14 protein-coding genes are annotated in these 18,130 nt (G+C 68.4%); 8 read left to right on the forward strand and 6 right to left on the reverse strand.

Annotation, left to right across the window (positions count from 1 at the left end; all coding sequences use genetic code 11):
- Positions 1-134: 134 nt before the first annotated feature.
- Both spt and FHS96_RS00010 read right to left on the reverse strand, forming a co-directional pair.
- On the reverse strand, positions 135-1,397 hold the full coding sequence (gene spt, locus FHS96_RS00005) for a serine palmitoyltransferase (RefSeq protein WP_429587113.1): 1,263 nt from the start codon (positions 1,395-1,397) through the stop codon (positions 135-137).
- 7 nt (positions 1,398-1,404) lie between these two features.
- Positions 1,405-1,647 (reverse strand): acyl carrier protein, encoded by a 243-nt coding sequence (locus FHS96_RS00010; RefSeq protein WP_429587114.1) that lies wholly within the window; start codon positions 1,645-1,647, stop codon positions 1,405-1,407.
- A gap of 142 nt (positions 1,648-1,789) precedes the next feature.
- On the opposite strand from FHS96_RS00010, the gene FHS96_RS00015 reads away from it, so the two are divergent.
- Positions 1,790-2,275, forward strand: coding sequence for a Pycsar system effector family protein (locus FHS96_RS00015; protein WP_429587115.1), 486 nt, complete (start codon positions 1,790-1,792; stop codon positions 2,273-2,275).
- 136 nt (positions 2,276-2,411) lie between these two features.
- Here the strand turns inward: FHS96_RS00015 and trpE are convergent, their stop codons facing one another.
- Together trpE and FHS96_RS00025 are read right to left on the reverse strand one after the other, a co-directional pair.
- The gene (gene trpE, locus FHS96_RS00020) at positions 2,412-3,950 is read right to left on the reverse strand and encodes an anthranilate synthase component I (RefSeq protein WP_429587116.1); all 1,539 of its coding nucleotides are present in this window, start codon (positions 3,948-3,950) and stop codon (positions 2,412-2,414) included.
- Complete coding sequence (locus FHS96_RS00025; RefSeq protein WP_429587117.1) at positions 3,947-5,908, reverse strand: peptidylprolyl isomerase; 1,962 nt, start codon at positions 5,906-5,908, stop codon at positions 3,947-3,949. The genes trpE and FHS96_RS00025 overlap by 4 nt, the downstream gene beginning before the upstream one ends.
- Positions 5,909-6,046: 138 nt before the next feature.
- On the opposite strand from FHS96_RS00025, the gene tpiA reads away from it, so the two are divergent.
- The 7 genes from tpiA (at position 6,047) to FHS96_RS00060 (ending at position 14,928) form a co-directional block, all read left to right on the forward strand.
- Positions 6,047-6,799, forward strand: a complete 753-nt coding sequence (gene tpiA / locus FHS96_RS00030; protein WP_429587119.1) for a triose-phosphate isomerase — start codon at positions 6,047-6,049, stop codon at positions 6,797-6,799.
- 97 nt (positions 6,800-6,896) lie between these two features.
- On the forward strand, positions 6,897-7,736 hold the full coding sequence (locus FHS96_RS00035) for a glycine--tRNA ligase subunit alpha (RefSeq protein WP_429589553.1): 840 nt from the start codon (positions 6,897-6,899) through the stop codon (positions 7,734-7,736).
- Positions 7,706-9,769: a glycine--tRNA ligase subunit beta gene (gene glyS / locus FHS96_RS00040; RefSeq protein WP_429587120.1), complete on the forward strand. Its 2,064-nt coding sequence runs from the start codon at positions 7,706-7,708 to the stop codon at positions 9,767-9,769. The genes FHS96_RS00035 and glyS overlap by 31 nt, the downstream gene beginning before the upstream one ends.
- A gap of 106 nt (positions 9,770-9,875) precedes the next feature.
- Complete coding sequence (ppdK, locus tag FHS96_RS00045) at positions 9,876-12,539, forward strand: pyruvate, phosphate dikinase (protein WP_429587121.1); 2,664 nt, start codon at positions 9,876-9,878, stop codon at positions 12,537-12,539.
- 187 nt (positions 12,540-12,726) lie between these two features.
- Positions 12,727-13,161, forward strand: a complete 435-nt coding sequence (locus tag FHS96_RS00050; protein ID WP_429587122.1) for a DoxX family protein — start codon at positions 12,727-12,729, stop codon at positions 13,159-13,161.
- Positions 13,162-13,310: 149 nt separating this feature from the next.
- Positions 13,311-13,814, forward strand: coding sequence for a MarR family winged helix-turn-helix transcriptional regulator (locus tag FHS96_RS00055; protein WP_429587123.1), 504 nt, complete (start codon positions 13,311-13,313; stop codon positions 13,812-13,814).
- Between the two features lie 247 nt (positions 13,815-14,061).
- Entirely contained in the window at positions 14,062-14,928 is an 867-nt protein-coding gene (locus tag FHS96_RS00060) for a formate/nitrite transporter family protein (RefSeq protein WP_429587124.1), read from the forward strand.
- Here FHS96_RS00060 and FHS96_RS00065 read toward each other — a convergent pair.
- A complete protein-coding gene (locus FHS96_RS00065; protein WP_429587125.1) occupies positions 14,925-16,247 on the reverse strand; it encodes a sigma-54-dependent transcriptional regulator in 1,323 nt (440 codons plus the stop codon). The two genes, FHS96_RS00060 and FHS96_RS00065, sit on opposite strands and share 4 nt — an antisense overlap.
- Entirely contained in the window at positions 16,244-17,974 is a 1,731-nt protein-coding gene (locus FHS96_RS00070) for a sensor histidine kinase (protein ID WP_429587126.1), read from the reverse strand. Before FHS96_RS00070 ends, FHS96_RS00065 begins: the two co-directional genes overlap by 4 nt.
- Between the last annotated feature and the right edge of the window lie 156 nt (positions 17,975-18,130).

Consider the following 18,130-nt stretch of genomic DNA (forward strand, 5'->3'; position numbering starts at 1 on the left):
CCGACCACGTGATCTGCAAATCCGAGCTGAACCGACATCTTCGTCTCCCAATGACGAAGTGAATCAGCCCCGATCCACTTTTGCAATGGTCCCGCACTTCGCGGGAGAGGGCTTTTTGCTCGGCGCTTCCGCCCTTAAGCAATCGCCCCCGTCGCCTTGCCGGCCGCCTCGAACATCGCGAGGATCTGGTCGACCTGCTCGGTGCTGTGTTCCGCGCACAGCGAGCAGCGCAGCAGGAACATGCCGGCGGGGGTCGCGGGGGGGCGGGCCATGTTGACGTAGAGGCCGAGTTCGAGCAGCGCCTGCCACATCGCCACCGCCTGGGTCTGGTCCGTCAGGATCACCGCGATGATCGCGGATTGCGGCGTCTCGCTGCCCAAGGTGAAGCCCAGCGCCTTGAGGCCGCCGTGCAGCTTGCGGCTGTTTTCCCACAGATGCGCGCGCTTGTCCTTGGCGTGCATCAGCTTGCGGATCGAGGTGGCGGCGGTCGCGACCACGCTGGGCGGCAGCGAGGCGGTGAACACATAGGGGCGGCAGACCAGCCGCAGCACGTCGAACTTCGGGTGGTTCGAAACGCAGAAGCCGCCGACCGTGCCGACCGACTTGGAGAAGGTGCCGACGATGAAGTCGATCTCGCCTTCCATGCCCTGTTCCTCGAACACGCCGCGGCCATGTTCGCCGAAAAAGCCCATGCCATGGGCCTCGTCGCACAGGATCATGCAGTTGGGATGCTTGCGCACCGCCGCGACCATCTCCGGCAGCGGGGCGATGTCACCCAGCATCGAGTAGACGCCTTCGAGCACCACCAGCTTCTGCGCATCCTTCGGCAGGCGGCCGAGGCGCTTGTCGAGATCCTCGACGCTGTTGTGGCGGAAGCGGACGATCTCGGCATCGCCCAGGAAGCAGCCGTCGTAGATCGAGGCGTGGCTGTCGGCATCGATGATTACATAGTCGCCCTTGCCGGCGAGCGTGGAGATCATGCCGAGATTGGCCTGGTAGCCGGTCGAGAAGACCATCGCATGGTCGGTGCCGAAGAACGCCTTCAGCGCATCCTCGACCTCTTTATGGCCCTGGTAGGTGCCGTTGAGCACGCGGCTGCCGGTGGTGCCGGCGCCGAACGCGTCGAGCGCATCCTTGCCGGCCTGCACCACGTCCGGATCGAACGTCATGCCCATATAGTTGTAGGTGCCGAGCAGGATGGTTTCCTTGCCCTTGATGACGGCGAGGGTGGGGGATTTCACCTCGTCCATCACGATCGCGAACGGATCGCGCACGCCGGTATCGAGCAGCGCCTGGCGCTCGGCGATCAGCCCGTCGAACTTGGAGAACAGGTCCCGCGCGTCGGCGACTTCCTCGGGCGTGTGCGCGTCATGCGCGGTCTGGGCAGCCTCGGTCATCCTGCGATCAACCCTTGAGCTTGGCAACGGCGTCGACGAGCTGGCCGACATTCTCGATCTCGGCCTGCATGTTCATCGTGATGATGATGTCGAACGCGTCCTCGACCGCGGCGACGAAGTCCATCACCGTCAGGCTGTCCCATTCCAGGTCGCCCGCGAAGGTGGTGCTCTCCGTGAGCGCGACGCCCTTCTTGTTGAAGGGCGCGATCTGCTCGGCGACGATGTCGAAAATCTGGGCACGGTCTGTCATGCGCGGTCCTTACCGATGTGGATGTGCGATTGCCAAGCGATTGCGGCGTCAAATGGGCATGTTTAAGGAAAACGGGGACATCGGCGGGGGGCGCATGGACGCAGACGAATCGAAACGGAAGCGAAATTTTTCCGTTCATGCCGTGCACTTGATCCGGACGACCCAGCAGATCAACGTGGCGCTCAGCCAGATGGCCGACCAGAAGGCCTCGATCCTGATGGGCGGCACGTTCGTGGTGTTCACCATTTCGATCGGCCAGGTTCGCGCCGGCGGATTCGCGCTGCCGCTGATGATCCTTGCCTTCTTCTCGTTCATCTCGGCGATGCTGGCGGTCTATGCGGTGCTGCCCGCCACCGGCAAGGCGCCGATGGGAAACCGCAACATCCTGTTCTTCGGCACTTTCACCGAAATGTCGGAAGAGGAATTCGCGGACGCGGTGATCGACCGGCTGGAAGATGAGGAGGCCCTGTTCCGCACCATGCTGCGCGACATCTACCAGAACGGCCAGGTGCTCCAGCGCAAGAAATACCGGTATTTGGGGATGGCCTATCGCGCGTTCCTGCTGGGGCTGGTGCTGACGATGATCAGCTTCCTGGTGACCTATCTGGGCTATGGGCCGATGATGTGAGGGAAGTGGTGGGGGACCGGCTGAAAGCCCTCTCCCGCGGAGTGCGGGAGAGGGCGGTTCGGCGCAGCTCTCCGATATCGCGACCTTCCGGCTTCTTCTCGAGCAAGTGAAACCGACGCCCCCAGGGGCGGGAATATTACTGCCCGAAACCCGCTTCCGCCGCCTGCTTCAGCGCCTCGCGCGCGGCGGCGAGCAGTGCGCCCGACTTGGCCTCGCACTCGCGCTGCTCGGCGGCCGGGTCGCTGTCGGCGACGATGCCGGCGCCGGCCTGGACGTGCATGACGCCATCCTTCACCACCGCGGTGCGCAGGACGATGCAGGAATCCATCGAGCCGTCCGGCGAGAAATAGCCGACGCCGCCGGCATAGGCGCCCCGCGCCTCAGGCTCGAGCTCGGCGATGATCTCGCACGCGCGCACCTTGGGAGCGCCGCTGACGGTGCCGGCGGGGAAGCCCGCGAACAGCGCGTCGAGCGCGTCCTTCGACGGATCGAGCCGGCCGACCACGTTCGAGACGATGTGCATCACATGGCTGTAATATTCGACGGTGTAGCTGTCCGTCACGGTCACGCTGCCGGGTGACGCGACGCGGCCGACATCGTTGCGGCCCAGATCGAGCAGCATCAGATGCTCGGCGCGCTCCTTGGGGTCGGCGAGCAGTTCGTCGCGCAGGCGCGCATCCTCGGCGGCGGTGGCCCCGCGCGGGCGGGTGCCGGCGATCGGGCGGATCGTCACTTCGCCGGCGCGGGCGCGCACGAGGATCTCGGGGCTGGAGCCGGTCAGCGCGAAGCCGGGCAGGTCGAGATGGTAGAGGAAGGGGCTGGGGTTGATCCGGCGCAGCGCACGATAGAGATCGAAGGGCGGCAGCGGGAAGGGCGCGGTGAAGCGCTGGGCCAGCACGACCTGGAAGATGTCTCCGGCGGCGATATAGTCCTTCGCGCGCGCCACCATCCCTTCATAATCGCCGGGCGCCAGCACCGGCGTGACCGCCAGCGTGGGATCGGCGACGGGCGCATCGGCATCACGCGCGGGCAGGGGGGCGGCGAGCCGGGCGGCGGCGGCACCGATGCGGTCGACCGCGGCGGCGACCTTCTGGTCGGGCGTGCCGCTGCCTTCGGGCCAGACCGGGGCGACGAGGTGGAGCACGTCCGCCAGGCGATCGAACACCAGCAGCAGGGTCGGCCGCGCGAACAGCATGTCGGGCAGGCCGATCGGGCTAGTGCCGGCGCGCGGCAGCCGCTCGACGAGGCCGACCGTCTCATAGCCGAAATAGCCGACGAGGCAGGCGAGCGCGGGCGGCAGATCCTCCGGCACGTCCATCCGGCAGCGCGCGACCAGCGCGCGCAACGCGGCGAGTGCGCCGCCCTCGACCGGGGCGAAGGCGCTACGATCGGTGAGCCAGTGCGGGTTGATCGCGGCCGCGTCACCCTCGGCACGGAACATGAGGTCGGGCGCGATGCCGAGCAGGCTGTAGCGACCGCGAACGGCGCCGCCCTCGACCGATTCGAGCAGAAAATCGCCGCGCCCCGGCTCCATCAGCTTGAGCGCCGCGGAGACGGGCGTGTCGGTATCGGCGATCTGGCGCCGATGGACCAGCGCGGGGCGGCCCGCTGCCAGCGCGGCGAGCGCCGCCGCGTCTCCGGTCCCGGCCCCCGTCACGCCCTGCCCCTGGCTCATTCCGCGACGGGGGCGCCGGTCAGCTCGCGCTTGAGCTTGGCGATCGCCTTGTCGTCACGCTTCACGCCCACCGCGGTGCGCGCGGCGACGGCGAACTGCTCGGCATATTCGCCGCCCAGCGTCTGATCGAAGCTGCGCTGGGTGTTGGTCACCAGCTGCGGCTGGGCGGTGGCGTCGCCGGGCACGATCTTCTGCAGGCGCACCACGAAGAAGCCGGCGCGGTTGGGCATGGCGAGCAGCTTCACGCTGTTTTCGCGCATCGAGAAGAGCAGTTCCTCGGTCGGATCGATCTGGCGCTGGCCCTGCATCAGCGCGAGGCGCGGGCCGCCGATCGGCTGGGTCGGCGGCAACGGGCGGCCGACCTCGCGCAGCGCCTGTTCCAGCGTCATGCCCTTGTTGACCTTGGCGATGACCGCCACCGCGGCGGCGCGCGCCGCCTTGGCCTGGCGATCGGCGATGAAATCGGCGGTAGCGGCTTCCTTCATCTTCGGGTCGGTCAGTGGACGCGGCGCCGGCGGCACGATGCGGACGACGTCCATCAGCGCGAAGCTCTGTGCGGCGGGCGGGCCGACCGGTACCACCGCGGGATCGTCATCGGCCTCGGCCTCGAACGCCGGGCGCAGCACCTCCGCCATCTGCGGCGGCGGCGGCACGTCCGGCTTGTCCGGGTCGGCGCCGGTCGCGATGACGGCCGGGGTGGTGGTGACCTCCAGCTTGTTCGCGGCGACGATCTCGTCGAAGGTCGCGCCCTCGTCTACCGCGTCCTGGATCTTCGTCTGCAGCGCGGCGATCGCGGCCTGCACCTTGCTCGCCTCGATCGCCGCCGTCAGTTCGGCGCGAACCTGGTCGAGCGTGCGCGCGGGCACCGCGGTGATCGCATCGACCCGCACGACATGCCAGCCGAGCGGCGACTGGAGCGGATCCGTCACCGTATCCTTGGCGGCGGCGAAGGCGGCGTTGGCGACTGCGGCCGAACTCGCTTCGGCGAACATCGCCTTTTCGACCGCGCCGCTGTTGGAGGCTTCAAGGCCCACCGCACGCGCGGCATCCGCGATGGCAGTGCCGCCGCGCACCTTCTGCGCCAGCGCGGCCGCGGCCTGACGGGTCGGCAGGATGACCTGCGTCAGCGTGCGGGTCTCACGCGCGGCGAACTCCGCCTTGCGATCGGCGAACGCCTTGGCGACCTCCGCCTCGGTCGGCGCGACCTTGGGCATCGTCGCCGGGCCGAACGGCGCGAAGCGGATCACCCGGCGTTCCGGCACGGTGTAGCGGCGAACATTGTTCTTGTAGAAGGTTGCGAGCTCGGCCGCGGTCGGATCCGCGCCTCGGTCCATCGCCTGCGCGGGGATCGCCACCAGCGTGCCTTCGCGCTGTTCGAGCAGCAGCGAGGCATAGGGGAGCGCGAGTTCGCGCGGCGCCTTGGCGGCGGCGGAAACCGGGCCGATGAGCTGGCGGGTGATCAGCACGCGGCCGAAATCATCGCGCACCTGCGCCTCGGTGAGGTTGCGTTCGCGCAGCGCGCGCAAATAGGTCTGCTGGTCGAACTTGCCGGTGGGGCCATTGAAGGCGGGGATGCTGGCGATCTCGCCATCGATCATCCGCTTGCTGGCCTTGAGGCCCTGCTGCCGCCCGAACAGGTCGACCGCATGCTGTGCGATCAGGCTGTCGAGCACCTGTTCGAAGCCGCCGGCCGCGATCAGCCCGGCCATGTCGAGCGTGGGATTGCGCTGACGCTCGGCATCGAGCGCGGCTTCCATCGCCTGGCGGACATCGCCGGCATAAAGCCCCTCGTCGCCGATCTGGGCGAGGCGTTCGCCCTTGCCCGGCTGCTGCCCGCTGCCGTTCAGCGTGTTGCCGATATCAGTCATCGCGAAGCCGACGGCGATCACCGCCAGCAGCAGGCCCGCAATCGCGATGCCGACCCTCGAGTTGAGCGCGCGGCGGAACAGGTTGAGCATCGAAGTCCTACGGGCAATGAGAAAACGGCCCTCGCTTTAGGGGGCGGCAGGGTTTGCTTCAAGCATGTTGCATGCCGATCCGGCCGGTTGCTATCGCGCGGGCCCACACACTGAAAAACGGGGCAGGGGCAGAACATCATGGCCAACAGGAAGTTGATCGCCGGGAACTGGAAAATGAACGGCGAACTGTCGGCCCTGGCCGAGCTCGACGCGATCGGCGCGGCGGTGGAAACCTATCCCGAGGTCGACATCGCGGTGGCGCCGCCCTTCACACTGATCGCGGCGGCGGCTTTGCGCTGCCCCGATCTCACCATCGGCGGGCAGGATTGCCACGCCAATGTCGCCGGCGCGCACACCGGCTGCGTTTCCGCGACGATGCTGAAGGAATCGGGCGCGCGCTTTGCGATCGTCGGCCACAGCGAGCGCCGCGCCGACCAGCACGAAACCGATGCCGACGTGCGCGCCAAGGCGAACGCCGCGATCGCCGGCGGGCTCACCGCGATCATCTGCGTGGGCGAGAGCGAGGCGCAGCGCGACGCGGGGGATGCGGTGGCGGTTGTCGAGGCGCAGGTGGAAGGATCGGTGCCCGCGGAGGTCGATGCGGAGGCGGTGGTCGTCGCCTATGAACCGATCTGGGCGATCGGCACCGGCCGCACCCCGTCCCCGGCGGACGTGGGCGAGATGCACGCCGCGATCCGCGCGAAGCTGGTGGGGATCTTCGGCGCGGCGGGGGAAGGCGTGCGCATCCTCTATGGCGGCTCGGTGAAGCCCTCCAATGCCGCGGAACTGCTCCATGTGCCCGATGTCGACGGCGCGCTGGTCGGCGGCGCGAGCCTGAAGGCCGCCGATTTCGTGCCGATCATCGCCGCCGCCGCGCAGCCGGTCGGTTGACCCGCCGATATCCATCGGCCAAAGCGGCGGCCGTTTCATATATTGCAACAGCGAAGGCGAAACCGTGCCTGACCCCAAGTCGCTCAGCTTCCAGGACATGATCCTGACGCTCCATGCCTATTGGAGCAGGCAAGGCTGCGCGATCCTCCAGCCCTATGACGTCGAGATGGGCGCCGGCACCTTCCACCCGGCGACCACGCTGCGTGCGCTTGGCCCCAATCCGTGGAAGGCGGCCTATGTTCAGCCCAGCCGCCGTCCTACCGATGGCCGCTATGGCGAGAACCCGAACCGGCTGCAGCATTATTACCAGTATCAGGTGATCCTGAAGCCCAGCCCGCCCGACATCCAGGACCTCTATCTGGGCAGCCTGAAGGCGATCGGCATCGATTTCACCCGCCACGACATCCGCTTCGTGGAGGATGACTGGGAAAGCCCGACCTTGGGCGCCTGGGGCCTGGGCTGGGAAGTGTGGTGCGACGGCATGGAGGTGACGCAGTTCACCTATTTCCAGCAGGTCGGCGGATTCGATTGCAAGCCGGTGTCGGGCGAGCTGACCTACGGCCTCGAACGGCTGGCGATGTATATCCAGGGCGTGGACCGGGTCTATGACCTGCGCTTCAACGACGCCGGCACCTCCTATGGCGACGTGTTCCTGGAGAATGAGCGCCAGTTCTCGAAATATAATTTCGAGATCGCCAACACCGAGACCTTGTTCCAGTGGTTCAAGGATGCCGCGGCGGAATGCCAGGTGTGCCTGGAAAACAAGCTGCCGCTGCCCGCCTATGACCAGGCGATCAAGGCAAGCCACATCTTCAACCTGCTGAACGCCCGCGGCGTGATCTCCGTGGCCGAGCGCCAGGCCTATATCGGCCGCGTGCGCGATCTGGCCAAGGGAAGCTGCCAGGCATGGATGGAAAAGAACGGGTGGGAAGCGTGAGCCAGGCCGATTTCCTTCTCGAACTCCTCTCCGAGGAGATCCCGGCGCGCATGCAGGACAAGGCGCGCGCCGACCTGACCAAGCTGTTCGCCGACGAGATCGGCCGCGCCGGCCTGAAGGCGGCGGCGATCGAGAGTTTCGCGACGCCGCGCCGGCTGACCCTGATCGTCCGCGGCCTGCCGCTGGCGACCGAGGCGGTGAGCGAGGAGCTGAAGGGCCCGCGCGCCTCCGCGCCGCCGCAGGCGCTGGAAGGCTTCCTGCGCAAGACCGGGCTTGCCCGCGAGGCGCTGGTCGAGCGTGACGGCGTGCTGTTCGCCGTGATCGAGAAGCCGGGTCGCCCGACCGCCGCCGTGCTAGCGGAGGCCGTGCCGGCGATCGTCCGCGCCTTTCCGTGGCCCAAGTCGATGCGCTGGGGCGCCGCATCCGCCACGACCGAGAGCCTGCGCTGGGTGCGCCCGCTGCAGGGCATCGTCGCGCTGCTGGGCGAGGATGTGGTGCCGATCGCGATCGACGGGCTGGAATCGGGTGCCGAGACGGTCGGCCATCGCTTCCACCATCCGGGCCGCATCACCATCGGTTCGGCCGAGGACTATGAGGCCAAGCTCAACGCCTGCCATGTGATCGTCGATCAGGAAAAGCGTCGCGCGATCATCCGCGAGAGCGCCGACCGCGCCGCCGCCAATGCCGGGCTGACGGTGGTGCCGGACGAGGGGCTGGTGATCGAGAATGCCGGCCTCACCGAATGGCCGGTGCCGTTGCTCGGCAGCTTCGATCCGGCGTTCCTCGATGTGCCGCGCGAGGTGATTCAGCTCACCATGCGCACCAACCAGAAATATTTCGCGCTCAACGACGCCGAGGGCAAGCTGGCACCGGCCTTCATCTGCACCGCGAACATCGCCGCGGTGGATGGCGGCGCGCTGATCGTCGAGGGCAGCCGCAAGGTGCTCGCGGCGCGGCTGTCGGACGCGAAATTCTTCTGGGAGCAGGATCTCAAGGTTCCGCTCGACGATGTGCTGCCCAAGCTCGAGACGATGCTGTTCTATGAGGGCATGGGCACGCTGCGCGCCAAGGCGGAGCGGATCGGCAAGCTGGCCGGCTGGATCGCCGAGGCCTATTTCCCCGAGCGCGATCCCGAAACCGCGCGGCGCGCCGGTCTGCTCGCCAAGGCGGATCTTGCGACGCAGATGGTCGGCGAGTTCCCCGAGCTTCAGGGCATCATGGGCGGCTATTATGCCGAGCGCGCCGGCGAAAAGCCTGGCACCGTCTCGGCGCTGAAGCAGCAATATGTCGCCGCGGTCGAGGGCTGCATCCCGGCCTGCGTCGCACTAGCCGATCGCGTCGACACGCTGGTCGCCTTCTTCGCACGCGATATCCGCCCGACCGGCTCGAAGGATCCGTTCGCGCTGCGCCGTGCGGCGCTGCAGGTGATCCAGACGATCCTCGTCAACGGCACGCGGCTCAACCTGCGCGCGGTGGTGGCGCAGAGCCAGGCGATCATCGGCACCGAGCGTGACGTGACCGGCGAACTGGCGGACTTCTTCGCCGACCGCCTCAAGGTCCAGCAGCGTGAGGCGGGCGTTCGCCATGACCTGATCGATGCGGTGTTCGCGCTGGGCGGCGAGGACGATTTCGTCCGCCTGCTCGCGCGGGTGAAGGCGCTCCAATCCTTCGTCGCGACCGACGATGGCGCCAACCTGCTCGCCGGTTACAAGCGCGCGGCGAACATCCTGAAGAAGGAGGGCGTCACCGAGGCGCCGGCGTTCAACGCGGGCTACACGCAGGAACCGGCGGAAGCCGCGCTGGTCGCGGCGCTCGATGCCGCCGAACCGGCCGCCGCCGCGGCGGTGGAGGCCGAAGATTTCGAAGGGGCGATGGCCGCGCTCGCGCTGCTGCGCGCGCCGATCGACGCCTTCTTCGAGGCCGTGACCGTCAACGATTCCGACCCCGACAAGCGCGCGGCGCGGCTGGCCATGCTGGTGCGCGTGCGTGCCGCCGTCCACCGCGTGGCGGATTTCTCGAAGATCGAAGGCTGATCCGCCGCCAAGACATGATTGGGCTCCGCCACGGCCACACCAGACTCGCCATGAGCAGGGCCGCGGCATATGTTGCGATGCAACAAATATACGGGGAAGGGATCCGATGACTCAATATGTCTACCGCTTCGGCGGCGGCGTTTCCGATGGCGGGAACGGCGACAAGAATCTGCTCGGCGGCAAGGGGGCCAATCTCGACGGCATGGCCTCGATCGGCCTGCCGGTGCCGCCGGGGTTCACCATCTCGACCGAGATGTGCACGCGCTATTATACCGACGGCCAGTCCTTCCCCGACGAATTGCGCGAGCAGGTTGCCGCCGGCATCGCCCATATCGAGGGCGTTACGGCCAAGCGCTTCGGCGATGCCGCGGACCCGCTGCTGGTTTCCGTCCGCTCCGGCGCACGCGTGTCGATGCCGGGCATGATGGATACCGTCCTCAACCTCGGCCTCAACGACGCGACCGTCGAGGGGCTCGCCGCTACCTCCGGCGACGCGCGTTTCGCGTGGGACAGCTATCGCCGCTTCGTGCAGATGTATGCCGATGTCGTGCTCGAGCTCGATCATGGCGCGTTCGAGGAAGCGCTTGAGGTCGCCAAGGAAGACCGCGGCATCGTCCTCGATACCGACATGGGCGCGGACGACTGGAAGGCGCTGGTCGGCGAGTACAAGAAGCTCGTGGAAGACCAGTGGGGCAAGCCCTTCCCGCAGGATGTGCATGACCAGCTCTGGGGCGCGGTCGGCGCGGTGTTCGGGTCGTGGCAGTCGGAGCGCGCGAAGGTCTATCGCCGCCTCAACGACATTCCGGCAAGCTGGGGCACCGCCGTCAACGTGCAGGCGATGGTGTTCGGCAATATGGGCGACACCTCGGCGACGGGCGTTGCCTTCACCCGCGATCCGGCGACCGGCGAGCGCGCTTATTATGGCGAGTTCCTGATCAACGCGCAGGGCGAGGACGTCGTCGCCGGCATCCGCACGCCGCAATATCTGACGAAGGCAGCGCGCGAGGCGGCGAACGCCAAGCCGCTGTCGATGGAAGAGGCGATGCCGGAGGTCTATGCCGAGCTCGCCCGCGTGTTCGACCTGCTGGAAACGCATTATCGCGACATGCAGGACATCGAGTTCACGGTGCAGCAGTCCAAGCTGTGGATGCTGCAGACGCGTTCGGGCAAGCGCACCGCCAAGGCCGCGCTCAAGATCGCGGTGGACATGGCCAATGAAGGGCTGATCACCCGCGAGGAAGCGATCGCGCGCGTCGATCCGATGGCGCTCGACCAGTTGCTCCACCCCACGCTCGATCCTTCCGCGCCGCGCGACGTGCTGACCAAGGGGCTTCCCGCTTCGCCGGGCGCCGCCTCGGGCGAGATCGTGTTCGACAGCGACACCGCCGAGAAGCGGGCGGCGCTGGGCGCTGATGTGATCCTCGTGCGCGTGGAAACGTCGCCTGAGGATATTCACGGCATGCACGCGGCGCGCGGCATCCTGACCGCGCGCGGCGGCATGACCAGCCATGCCGCGGTGGTCGCGCGCGGCATGGGCCGGCCCTGCGTCTCCGGCGCGGGCACGCTGCTGATCGATGCCAAGGCGGGGACGCTGAAGATCGGTGCGCGCGTGCTCAACGCCGGCGACATCCTCACCATCGACGGCGCCACCGGCGAGGTGATGGCGGGCAAGGTGCCGACCGTGCAGCCCGAGCTGGCCGGCGATTTCGGCACCTTGATGGGCTGGGCGGACGAGGTGCGCCGGCTGAAGGTGCGCGCCAATGCCGAAACCCCGCTCGACTGCCAGGTCGCGCGCGATTTCGGCGCCGAGGGCGTGGGCCTGTGCCGCACCGAGCATATGTTCTTCGACGCCGGCCGCATCACCGCGGTGCGCCAGATGATCCTGGCGGAGGACGAGAAGGGCCGCCGCGCCGCGCTCGCCAAGCTGCTGCCGGAACAGCGCGCGGACTTCACCGAGATCTTCCGGATCATGGCCGGGCTGCCGGTGACGATCCGCCTGCTCGATCCGCCGCTGCACGAATTCCTGCCGCACGCCGAGAATGAGTTCGAGGAGGTGGCGAAGGCCGCCGAGGTCGACGTCGCGACGCTCAAGCGCCGCGTCGGCGAACTGCATGAGTTCAACCCGATGCTCGGCCATCGCGGCTGCCGCCTGGGCGTGACCTATCCCGAGATCTACGAGATGCAGGCCCGCGCCATCTTCGAGGCGGCGCTGGCGGTGGCGGAAAGCAGCGGCGAGGCGCCGATCCCCGAGATCATGATCCCGCTGGTCGCGACGCGGCGCGAGCTGGAGCTGATGAAGGCGGTGGTCGACGAGGCCGCCAAGGCGGTGTTCGCGGAAAAGGGCGCCTCGGTCGACTACCTGGTCGGCACGATGATCGAACTGCCGCGCGCGGCGCTGAAGGCGGGCGAGATCGCCGAGGTCGGCGAATTCTTCAGCTTCGGCACCAACGATCTGACGCAGACCACGCTCGGCGTCAGCCGCGACGATGCCGGCCGCTTCCTGACGACCTATGTCGAAAAGGGCATCTATGCGCGCGACCCGTTCGTCAGCCTCGATGTCGAGGGCGTCGGCGAACTGATCTCGCTCGCCGCCGAACGCGGCCGCGCGACCCGCGCCGGCATCAAGCTGGGCATTTGCGGCGAACATGGCGGCGACCCGGCCTCGATCGCGTTCTGCGAGGCGACCGGCCTCGATTATGTCTCCGCCTCCCCCTACCGCGTGCCGATCGCCCGGCTGGCGGCGGCGCAGGCGGCGCTGAAGCGGGGGTGATGATTTTCCTCCCCGGCGCGCAGCGTCGGGGAGGACGAGGATTGGGCACCCCCATGTCCGGGGGCGCCCGACCACACCATTCGGGTGAGCGGCCCTATCCCCGGGTCGGGATGTCGCGTGCCTCCGCTCCATGCCAGTTTCGTCGCCGATCCGGTCGTGCCGCGACCGCGCTGAAGGAGGATGGACGTTGGCAACCCATATCCCGCCGCTTTCCCCGGACGCGCCGGCCACTGCGCTGCCGACCTCGCTCGCGGCCTTGGCGGGCCGTCTGCTGATCGTGCCGATCTTCCTGCTTTCGGGGCTCGCCAAGATCCACGATCCCAACAGCTTCATCGGCTATGCCGGGGCGGTGGGGCTGCCGCTGCCGACGCTCTCGGTCGTGGTGGCGATCCTGGTCGAATTGCTGGGCAGCGCCGCGCTGATCGCCGGCTACAAGACGCGCGCGATGGCCTGGGTGCTGGCCGGATTCTGCGTGATGACCGCTTTGATCTTCCACACGAAGCTGTCCGACCCCAATGAATATCTGTTCTTCTGGAAGAACCTCGCCATCGCCGGCGGCCTCGTCCAGCTCGCGCTGCTGGGGGCGGGGCGCTTCAGCCTGGATGCGCGCCGCATCGGCTGACCGGCATCGGCGATGATCAGTTCGGCCGGATCCGATCGCCGCTTCGGGTGCCGATCCGGCTGAAGGATGGCGGGCGGCGCCTCTCCCCATCGCCCCGCGCCGCCTGCCGTCCGCCGTCCACCTGTCTACCGTTCATCAATATTGCGATCATGTCGCGCGCGACCTATATTGCGACGATGGTAACGCGCAACTCTCCGCTGAAGACGAAGCCGGCCATGCCCGACGATGCGCTGGATCCATATCTGTGCTTCGCGGTCTATTCGACGGGGCTTGCTTTCAACCGCGTCTACAAGCCGCTGCTCGACCGGCTGGGGCTCACCTATCCGCAATATCTGGCGATGGTGCTGCTGTGGCAGCGCGACGGCCAGGCGGTGGGCGAGCTGGGCGAGAAGCTGTTCCTGGAGACGAGCACGTTGACCCCGCTGATCAAGCGGCTGGAGAGCGCCGGCTACGTTACCCGCGCCCGCGACCGGGCTGACGAGCGCGTCGTCCGCGTCTCCTTGACCGACGCCGGGCGCAAGCTGGCGGAGGAGGCGGCGTGTGTGCCGGAAGAGATATTGCAGGCGACCGGCATGACGCTGGAGCAACTCGGCACACTGCGCGACGCGTTGGTAGCCATGCGCGGCAACCTGCGGGAGAGCGTGGGAGAGTAAGGGTGCGCGCGCGCGACCTTTCAGTCTCAATTTCGGGGACATAATACGAAACTTCCCTTGATCGAACGCGATCGATCATCACACGCCGAGTTTAGTATTGTGTCCCCGAAATAGGGCGTTGGTGATCAGGGTCGGGATGACCCGGCCGGGGCATCCGCCCGCGCATAATCCTGCTGGCGCATTGCCCCCGATATCCCATGATCCGCGTTTCACCGGGCAGTTCCGCACCCTGTCCCGAGAGCCGCGCATGACCACCGAGCCCGCCCCCAAAAACGACGAACATGAGCCCGATGCCGCGCTGTCCGAGGAGGAGGTGCGGGATGTCGAGGACCGGCGGGCGAGTTCCTCGATGGTGGTGCATGAGGTGGTGCGGCTGCAGGGGGAGGAGGAGCTGGTGCGGCCGGTGCCGGCGCTGCTGCTGTCGGGGCTGGCCGCGGGGATCGCGATCAGTGCGTCGCTGCTGGCGGAACTCTATCTCAGGATGCGGCTGCCGGATACGCGCTGGGCGGAACTGGTGTTCCTGGCGGGCTATCCGGTCGGCTACATCATCGTGATCATGGGGCGGCTGCAGCTCTTCACCGAGAGCACCGTCACCGCGGTGCTGCCGCTCGCCGCGCGGCCGACCTGGGCGAAGGCGGGGCAGTTGTTGCGGCTGTGGGGCTGCGTGCTGTTCGCCAACCTCGTCGGCGTGGTGATCGTCGCATGGCTGATGGCGCATGAGGTGGTCATCACCCGCGAACAGCATGTCGCCGCGGTCGACATACTGGGCAAGCTCACCTTGCAGGAAGGCGCGAAGACGCTGACGCTCGGCATTCCGGCGGGCTTCCTGATGGCGGCGATCGCGTGGATCTTGCCCAGTGCCAAGGGCAGCGAGTTCTGGGTCATCACCCTGCTCACCTATGTGATCGCGCTGGGCGGGTTCTGCCATGTCGTGACCGGATCGTCGCAGGTCGCCTTCCTCTGGCTCAGCGGGCACATGCCGCTGAGCGAGGCGCTGACCGATTTCGTGCTGCCGGCGCTGGCGGGGAACATCATCGGCGGGGCCGGGCTGTTCGGGTTGCTGGCGCATGGGCAGATGCGGAGTGATGCGGCGGGGGTGGGGGAGGGGAGTTAGCCCTTCGCCCTTCTCCTCAGCGCGGCGAGGTCGATGCCGTAGCGTTTGGTCTTGTAGTAGAAGGTCTCGCGCGGGATGCCGAGGCGGGTGGCGGTGCGGCCGACATCGCCGTCCTCCGCCAGGAAGGCGTCGCGGATCGCGGCTTCCTCGAAGCGGGCGACGCGTTCGGGCAAGGTGGCGTCGGCGCCGGCCTCATCCGCATCCTCGGCTTCCAGCCCCAGCACCACGCGTTCGGCGAAATGGGCCAGTTCGCGGACATTGCCGGGCCAGCGATGCTCGGCGAGGCGGCGGCGGGTGCGCGCGCCGATCGCGGGCGGGGGGCGGCGATGGCGGGCGGCGGCGCGGTCGAGCAGGTGGGCGAAGAGCAGGGCGAGATCGTCCTGCCGGTCGCGCAGCGGGGGCAGGGTCAATGTCATGCCGGCGAGGCGGTAGAACAGCGCGGGAGCGAAGCGGCCCTCGCGCACCGCGGCGTCGAGCGAGCTGGCCGACGCGGCGACGATGCGGAGGTCGAGCGGCACCGCCTCGCGGCCGTGCTGGGGCACGAAGCTGCGTTCCTCCAGCAGGCGGGTGAGGCGCGCCTGCAGCGCCGGCACCGCCTGGTCGATATCGTCGAGGAACAAGGTGCCGCGCTGCGCCTCCGCGACCGGCCCCATCCGCCCGCCCTCGCCGAACAGCGCGCTTTCCACCAGCGCCTCGGGGATCGCCGCGCACGCGATCGTTACAAAGCCGTGCCGTGCGCGGCGGCCGGCGCGGTGGAGCAGGCGTGCGACCAGTTCCTTGCCGGTGCCGGTCTCCCCCTCGATCAGCACGTCGAGGTCGGTGCCGGCGAGCACGGGCACGGTCTGGCGGATGCGCGCGATCGCGGGTGCCTCGCCGACCAGCACCTCGGCGGAAGCCTGTTCGGCGAGCGCGCGCAGCCGGCGATTGTCGATCGCCAGCGCGCGGGTTTCGGCGGCGCGGCGGACGGCGGCGACCAAAGCGTCAGGATCGAACGGCTTGGTCACGAAATCCCAGGCGCCGGCCTTCAAGGTCTCGACCGCCATCGTCACGTCGCCATGGCCGGTGATCAGCAGCACCGGCAGTTCGGCGTCGCGCTCCCGCAGGCGGTGGAACAAGCTGATGCCGTCGATCCCCGGCATCCGCACGTCGGTGACGACGACACCAGGATAGGCCGCATCGATCGCGGCCAGCGCGGGTTCGGCGGCGGGGAAGGCATCCACCGCGAAGCCGGCGAGCTGCAATGTCTGCACGGTCGCCGCACGCAGATCGGCATCATCCTCGACGAGCGCGACGCGGGGCAGGTCTGCGCCGTCGCTCATGCCTGTGCCCGCTGCAGGGTCAATTCGAAGCAGGCGCCGCCATCGCCGGGGATCCACGCGAGCGCGCCGCCCAGTTCGCGCATGATGTCATGCGCGATCACGAGGCCGAGGCCGAGGCCGTTGGCACGGCTGGTGGCGAAGGGGGTGAACAGCCGTTCGGCGACCTCCGGTGGGATGCCAGGGCCATTGTCGCTGATGCGCACGCGCACGCTCTCCTCATCGCCATCCAGCCGGATCTCGACGCGGCCGTCGCCGCGGCCCTCGAGCGCGTCGAGCGCGTTCTGGATGAGGTTCACGAATACCTGCTCCAGCCGAACGCGACCCGCGCGCACCGGCGGGTCGGCGCCGAGATCGACGGTGAAGGCGATGCGCGTCAGCCGGTTGCGCAGGATCAGCGCGGCGCCCTCGATGACTTCGGAGACGCGCAGCGCGACGATCTCCCCTGTGCCCTTGCGCGCGAAGCCGCGCAGTTCGGATGTGACCGCGCCGATTCGCTCGGTCAGGCGGGAGATCGCGCCGAAATTGGCGGCGGCGGCGGCGCTGTCGCCGCGGTCGAGGAAGGCGATGCCATTGGCGGCATAGGATCGGATCGCGGCGACCGGCTGCGCGGTTTCATGCGCAACCCCTGCGGTGATCTGGCCGAGGATGGCGAGGCGGTTGGCCTGGCGCAATTCCTCGCGCAGTTCGTCGGCGCGGCGTTCGCCGGCGGCGCGCTCGTCCATCGCCGCGCGAAGCTGCGCGGTGCGCGCCGCGACCTCCTCCTCGAGCGCGGCGGTGCGGATGCGGCGCTGGCGGATGCGCAGCGCCAGCGCCCAAGCGAGTGCGGCGATCAGCGCGACGCCGAGCGCGGTCGCCAGCCACACCGCGCGGCCGGCGCGGGTCGCGGCGGGGTCGGCGGGCTTGTAGAGGTGCAAGGTCCAGCCGAGATCGCCTGCGGGCACATGCGCGCTCACCCGCCGGGTGCGATCGCCCTCCAGCCGCACCAGCCGGCCGCCCAGCGCGGTCTCGATCTGCAGAAGGCGCACCGAGGCGTCGCCCGACTGCATCTCCTGCCGGAAATAGGCGACCTGCGCGGGCGTGAGCGGGCGAGTGGCGCGGAAACGCAGCGCGGGATCGCTGCTCGCGACGACGATGCCGTTGGTATCCGTTACCAGTGTCAGCCCGCCGGCGCGCGCCCAATCCTGCTCCAGCCGGCCGAACACGCGCTTCACGACGATATAGCCGCCTCCCTCGGTACGGTGGGAGACGTAGAGGCCGGGGCGGCGGCTGACCGTGCCCATGCCGAACTGCACGCCCGCGCCCTCGCGCACCGCTTCGCGGTAATAGTCGCGAAAGGCATAGTCCTGGCCGACGAAGCTGCGCGGCGTATCGTAGTTGCTCGACGAGATGGCGCGGCCGCGCGGATCGAGCAGGTAGATGTTCTCCGCGCCGGTCTCACGCGCGAGCATCTTGAGCCGCCGGTTGAGCGCCTCCGTAGCACCGGGCACGCCGGCGAGTGCGGCGAGCACGCCGCGATCCTCGGTCAGCGCCACCGGCATCAGCCGGAAGCGTTCGATGTCGCCGCGCAGCAAGGTGGCGCGCAAGGTCGCGTCCGCCACGGTTTCCGCCTGCAATTGCGCGATCGCGCCGAGTTCCGCGCGGCGCCCGGCGAAATGGCCGAACGCCGCCGCGATCGCCGCCACCGCGATCAGCAGCGGCACCAGCAGGCGCGAGCGGAACAGACTCATGCCGCGCGAGTCGGGCAGGGGGCGACCATGCACAGCTTTGTGCAGAAATCTGCACGGTGTGTCCAATTGCCGTGTGGAAATCTACCCGCCCGGATCATCGCGAGCGCAACCAAAGCGCTGAAAATCCTCGGTTTCGGCATGATGCATAGCGGCTCT

Source organism: Sphingomonas zeicaulis (assembly GCF_050433225.1).
Lineage (GTDB): Bacteria > Pseudomonadota > Alphaproteobacteria > Sphingomonadales > Sphingomonadaceae > Sphingomonas_D > Sphingomonas_D zeicaulis.

Excerpts from the sequence above, each read along its gene's own strand:
- spt (WP_429587113.1), bottom strand. The coding sequence starts at position 1,397 with ATGACCGAGGCTGCCCAGACCGCGCATGACGCGCACACGCCCGAGGAA.
- tpiA (WP_429587119.1), top strand. The coding sequence starts at position 6,047 with ATGGCCAACAGGAAGTTGATCGCCGGGAACTGGAAAATGAACGGCGAA.
- FHS96_RS00060 (WP_429587124.1), top strand. The coding sequence starts at position 14,062 with ATGACCACCGAGCCCGCCCCCAAAAACGACGAACATGAGCCCGATGCC.
- FHS96_RS00035 (WP_429589553.1), top strand. The coding sequence starts at position 6,897 with ATGATCCTGACGCTCCATGCCTATTGGAGCAGGCAAGGCTGCGCGATC.
- trpE (WP_429587116.1), bottom strand. The coding sequence starts at position 3,950 with ATGAGCCAGGGGCAGGGCGTGACGGGGGCCGGGACCGGAGACGCGGCG.
- FHS96_RS00070 (WP_429587126.1), bottom strand. The coding sequence starts at position 17,974 with ATGAGTCTGTTCCGCTCGCGCCTGCTGGTGCCGCTGCTGATCGCGGTG.
- ppdK (WP_429587121.1), top strand. The coding sequence starts at position 9,876 with ATGACTCAATATGTCTACCGCTTCGGCGGCGGCGTTTCCGATGGCGGG.
- glyS (WP_429587120.1), top strand. The coding sequence starts at position 7,706 with ATGGATGGAAAAGAACGGGTGGGAAGCGTGAGCCAGGCCGATTTCCTT.
- FHS96_RS00025 (WP_429587117.1), bottom strand. The coding sequence starts at position 5,908 with ATGCTCAACCTGTTCCGCCGCGCGCTCAACTCGAGGGTCGGCATCGCG.
- FHS96_RS00010 (WP_429587114.1), bottom strand. The coding sequence starts at position 1,647 with ATGACAGACCGTGCCCAGATTTTCGACATCGTCGCCGAGCAGATCGCG.
- FHS96_RS00065 (WP_429587125.1), bottom strand. The coding sequence starts at position 16,247 with ATGAGCGACGGCGCAGACCTGCCCCGCGTCGCGCTCGTCGAGGATGAT.
- FHS96_RS00055 (WP_429587123.1), top strand. The coding sequence starts at position 13,311 with ATGTCGCGCGCGACCTATATTGCGACGATGGTAACGCGCAACTCTCCG.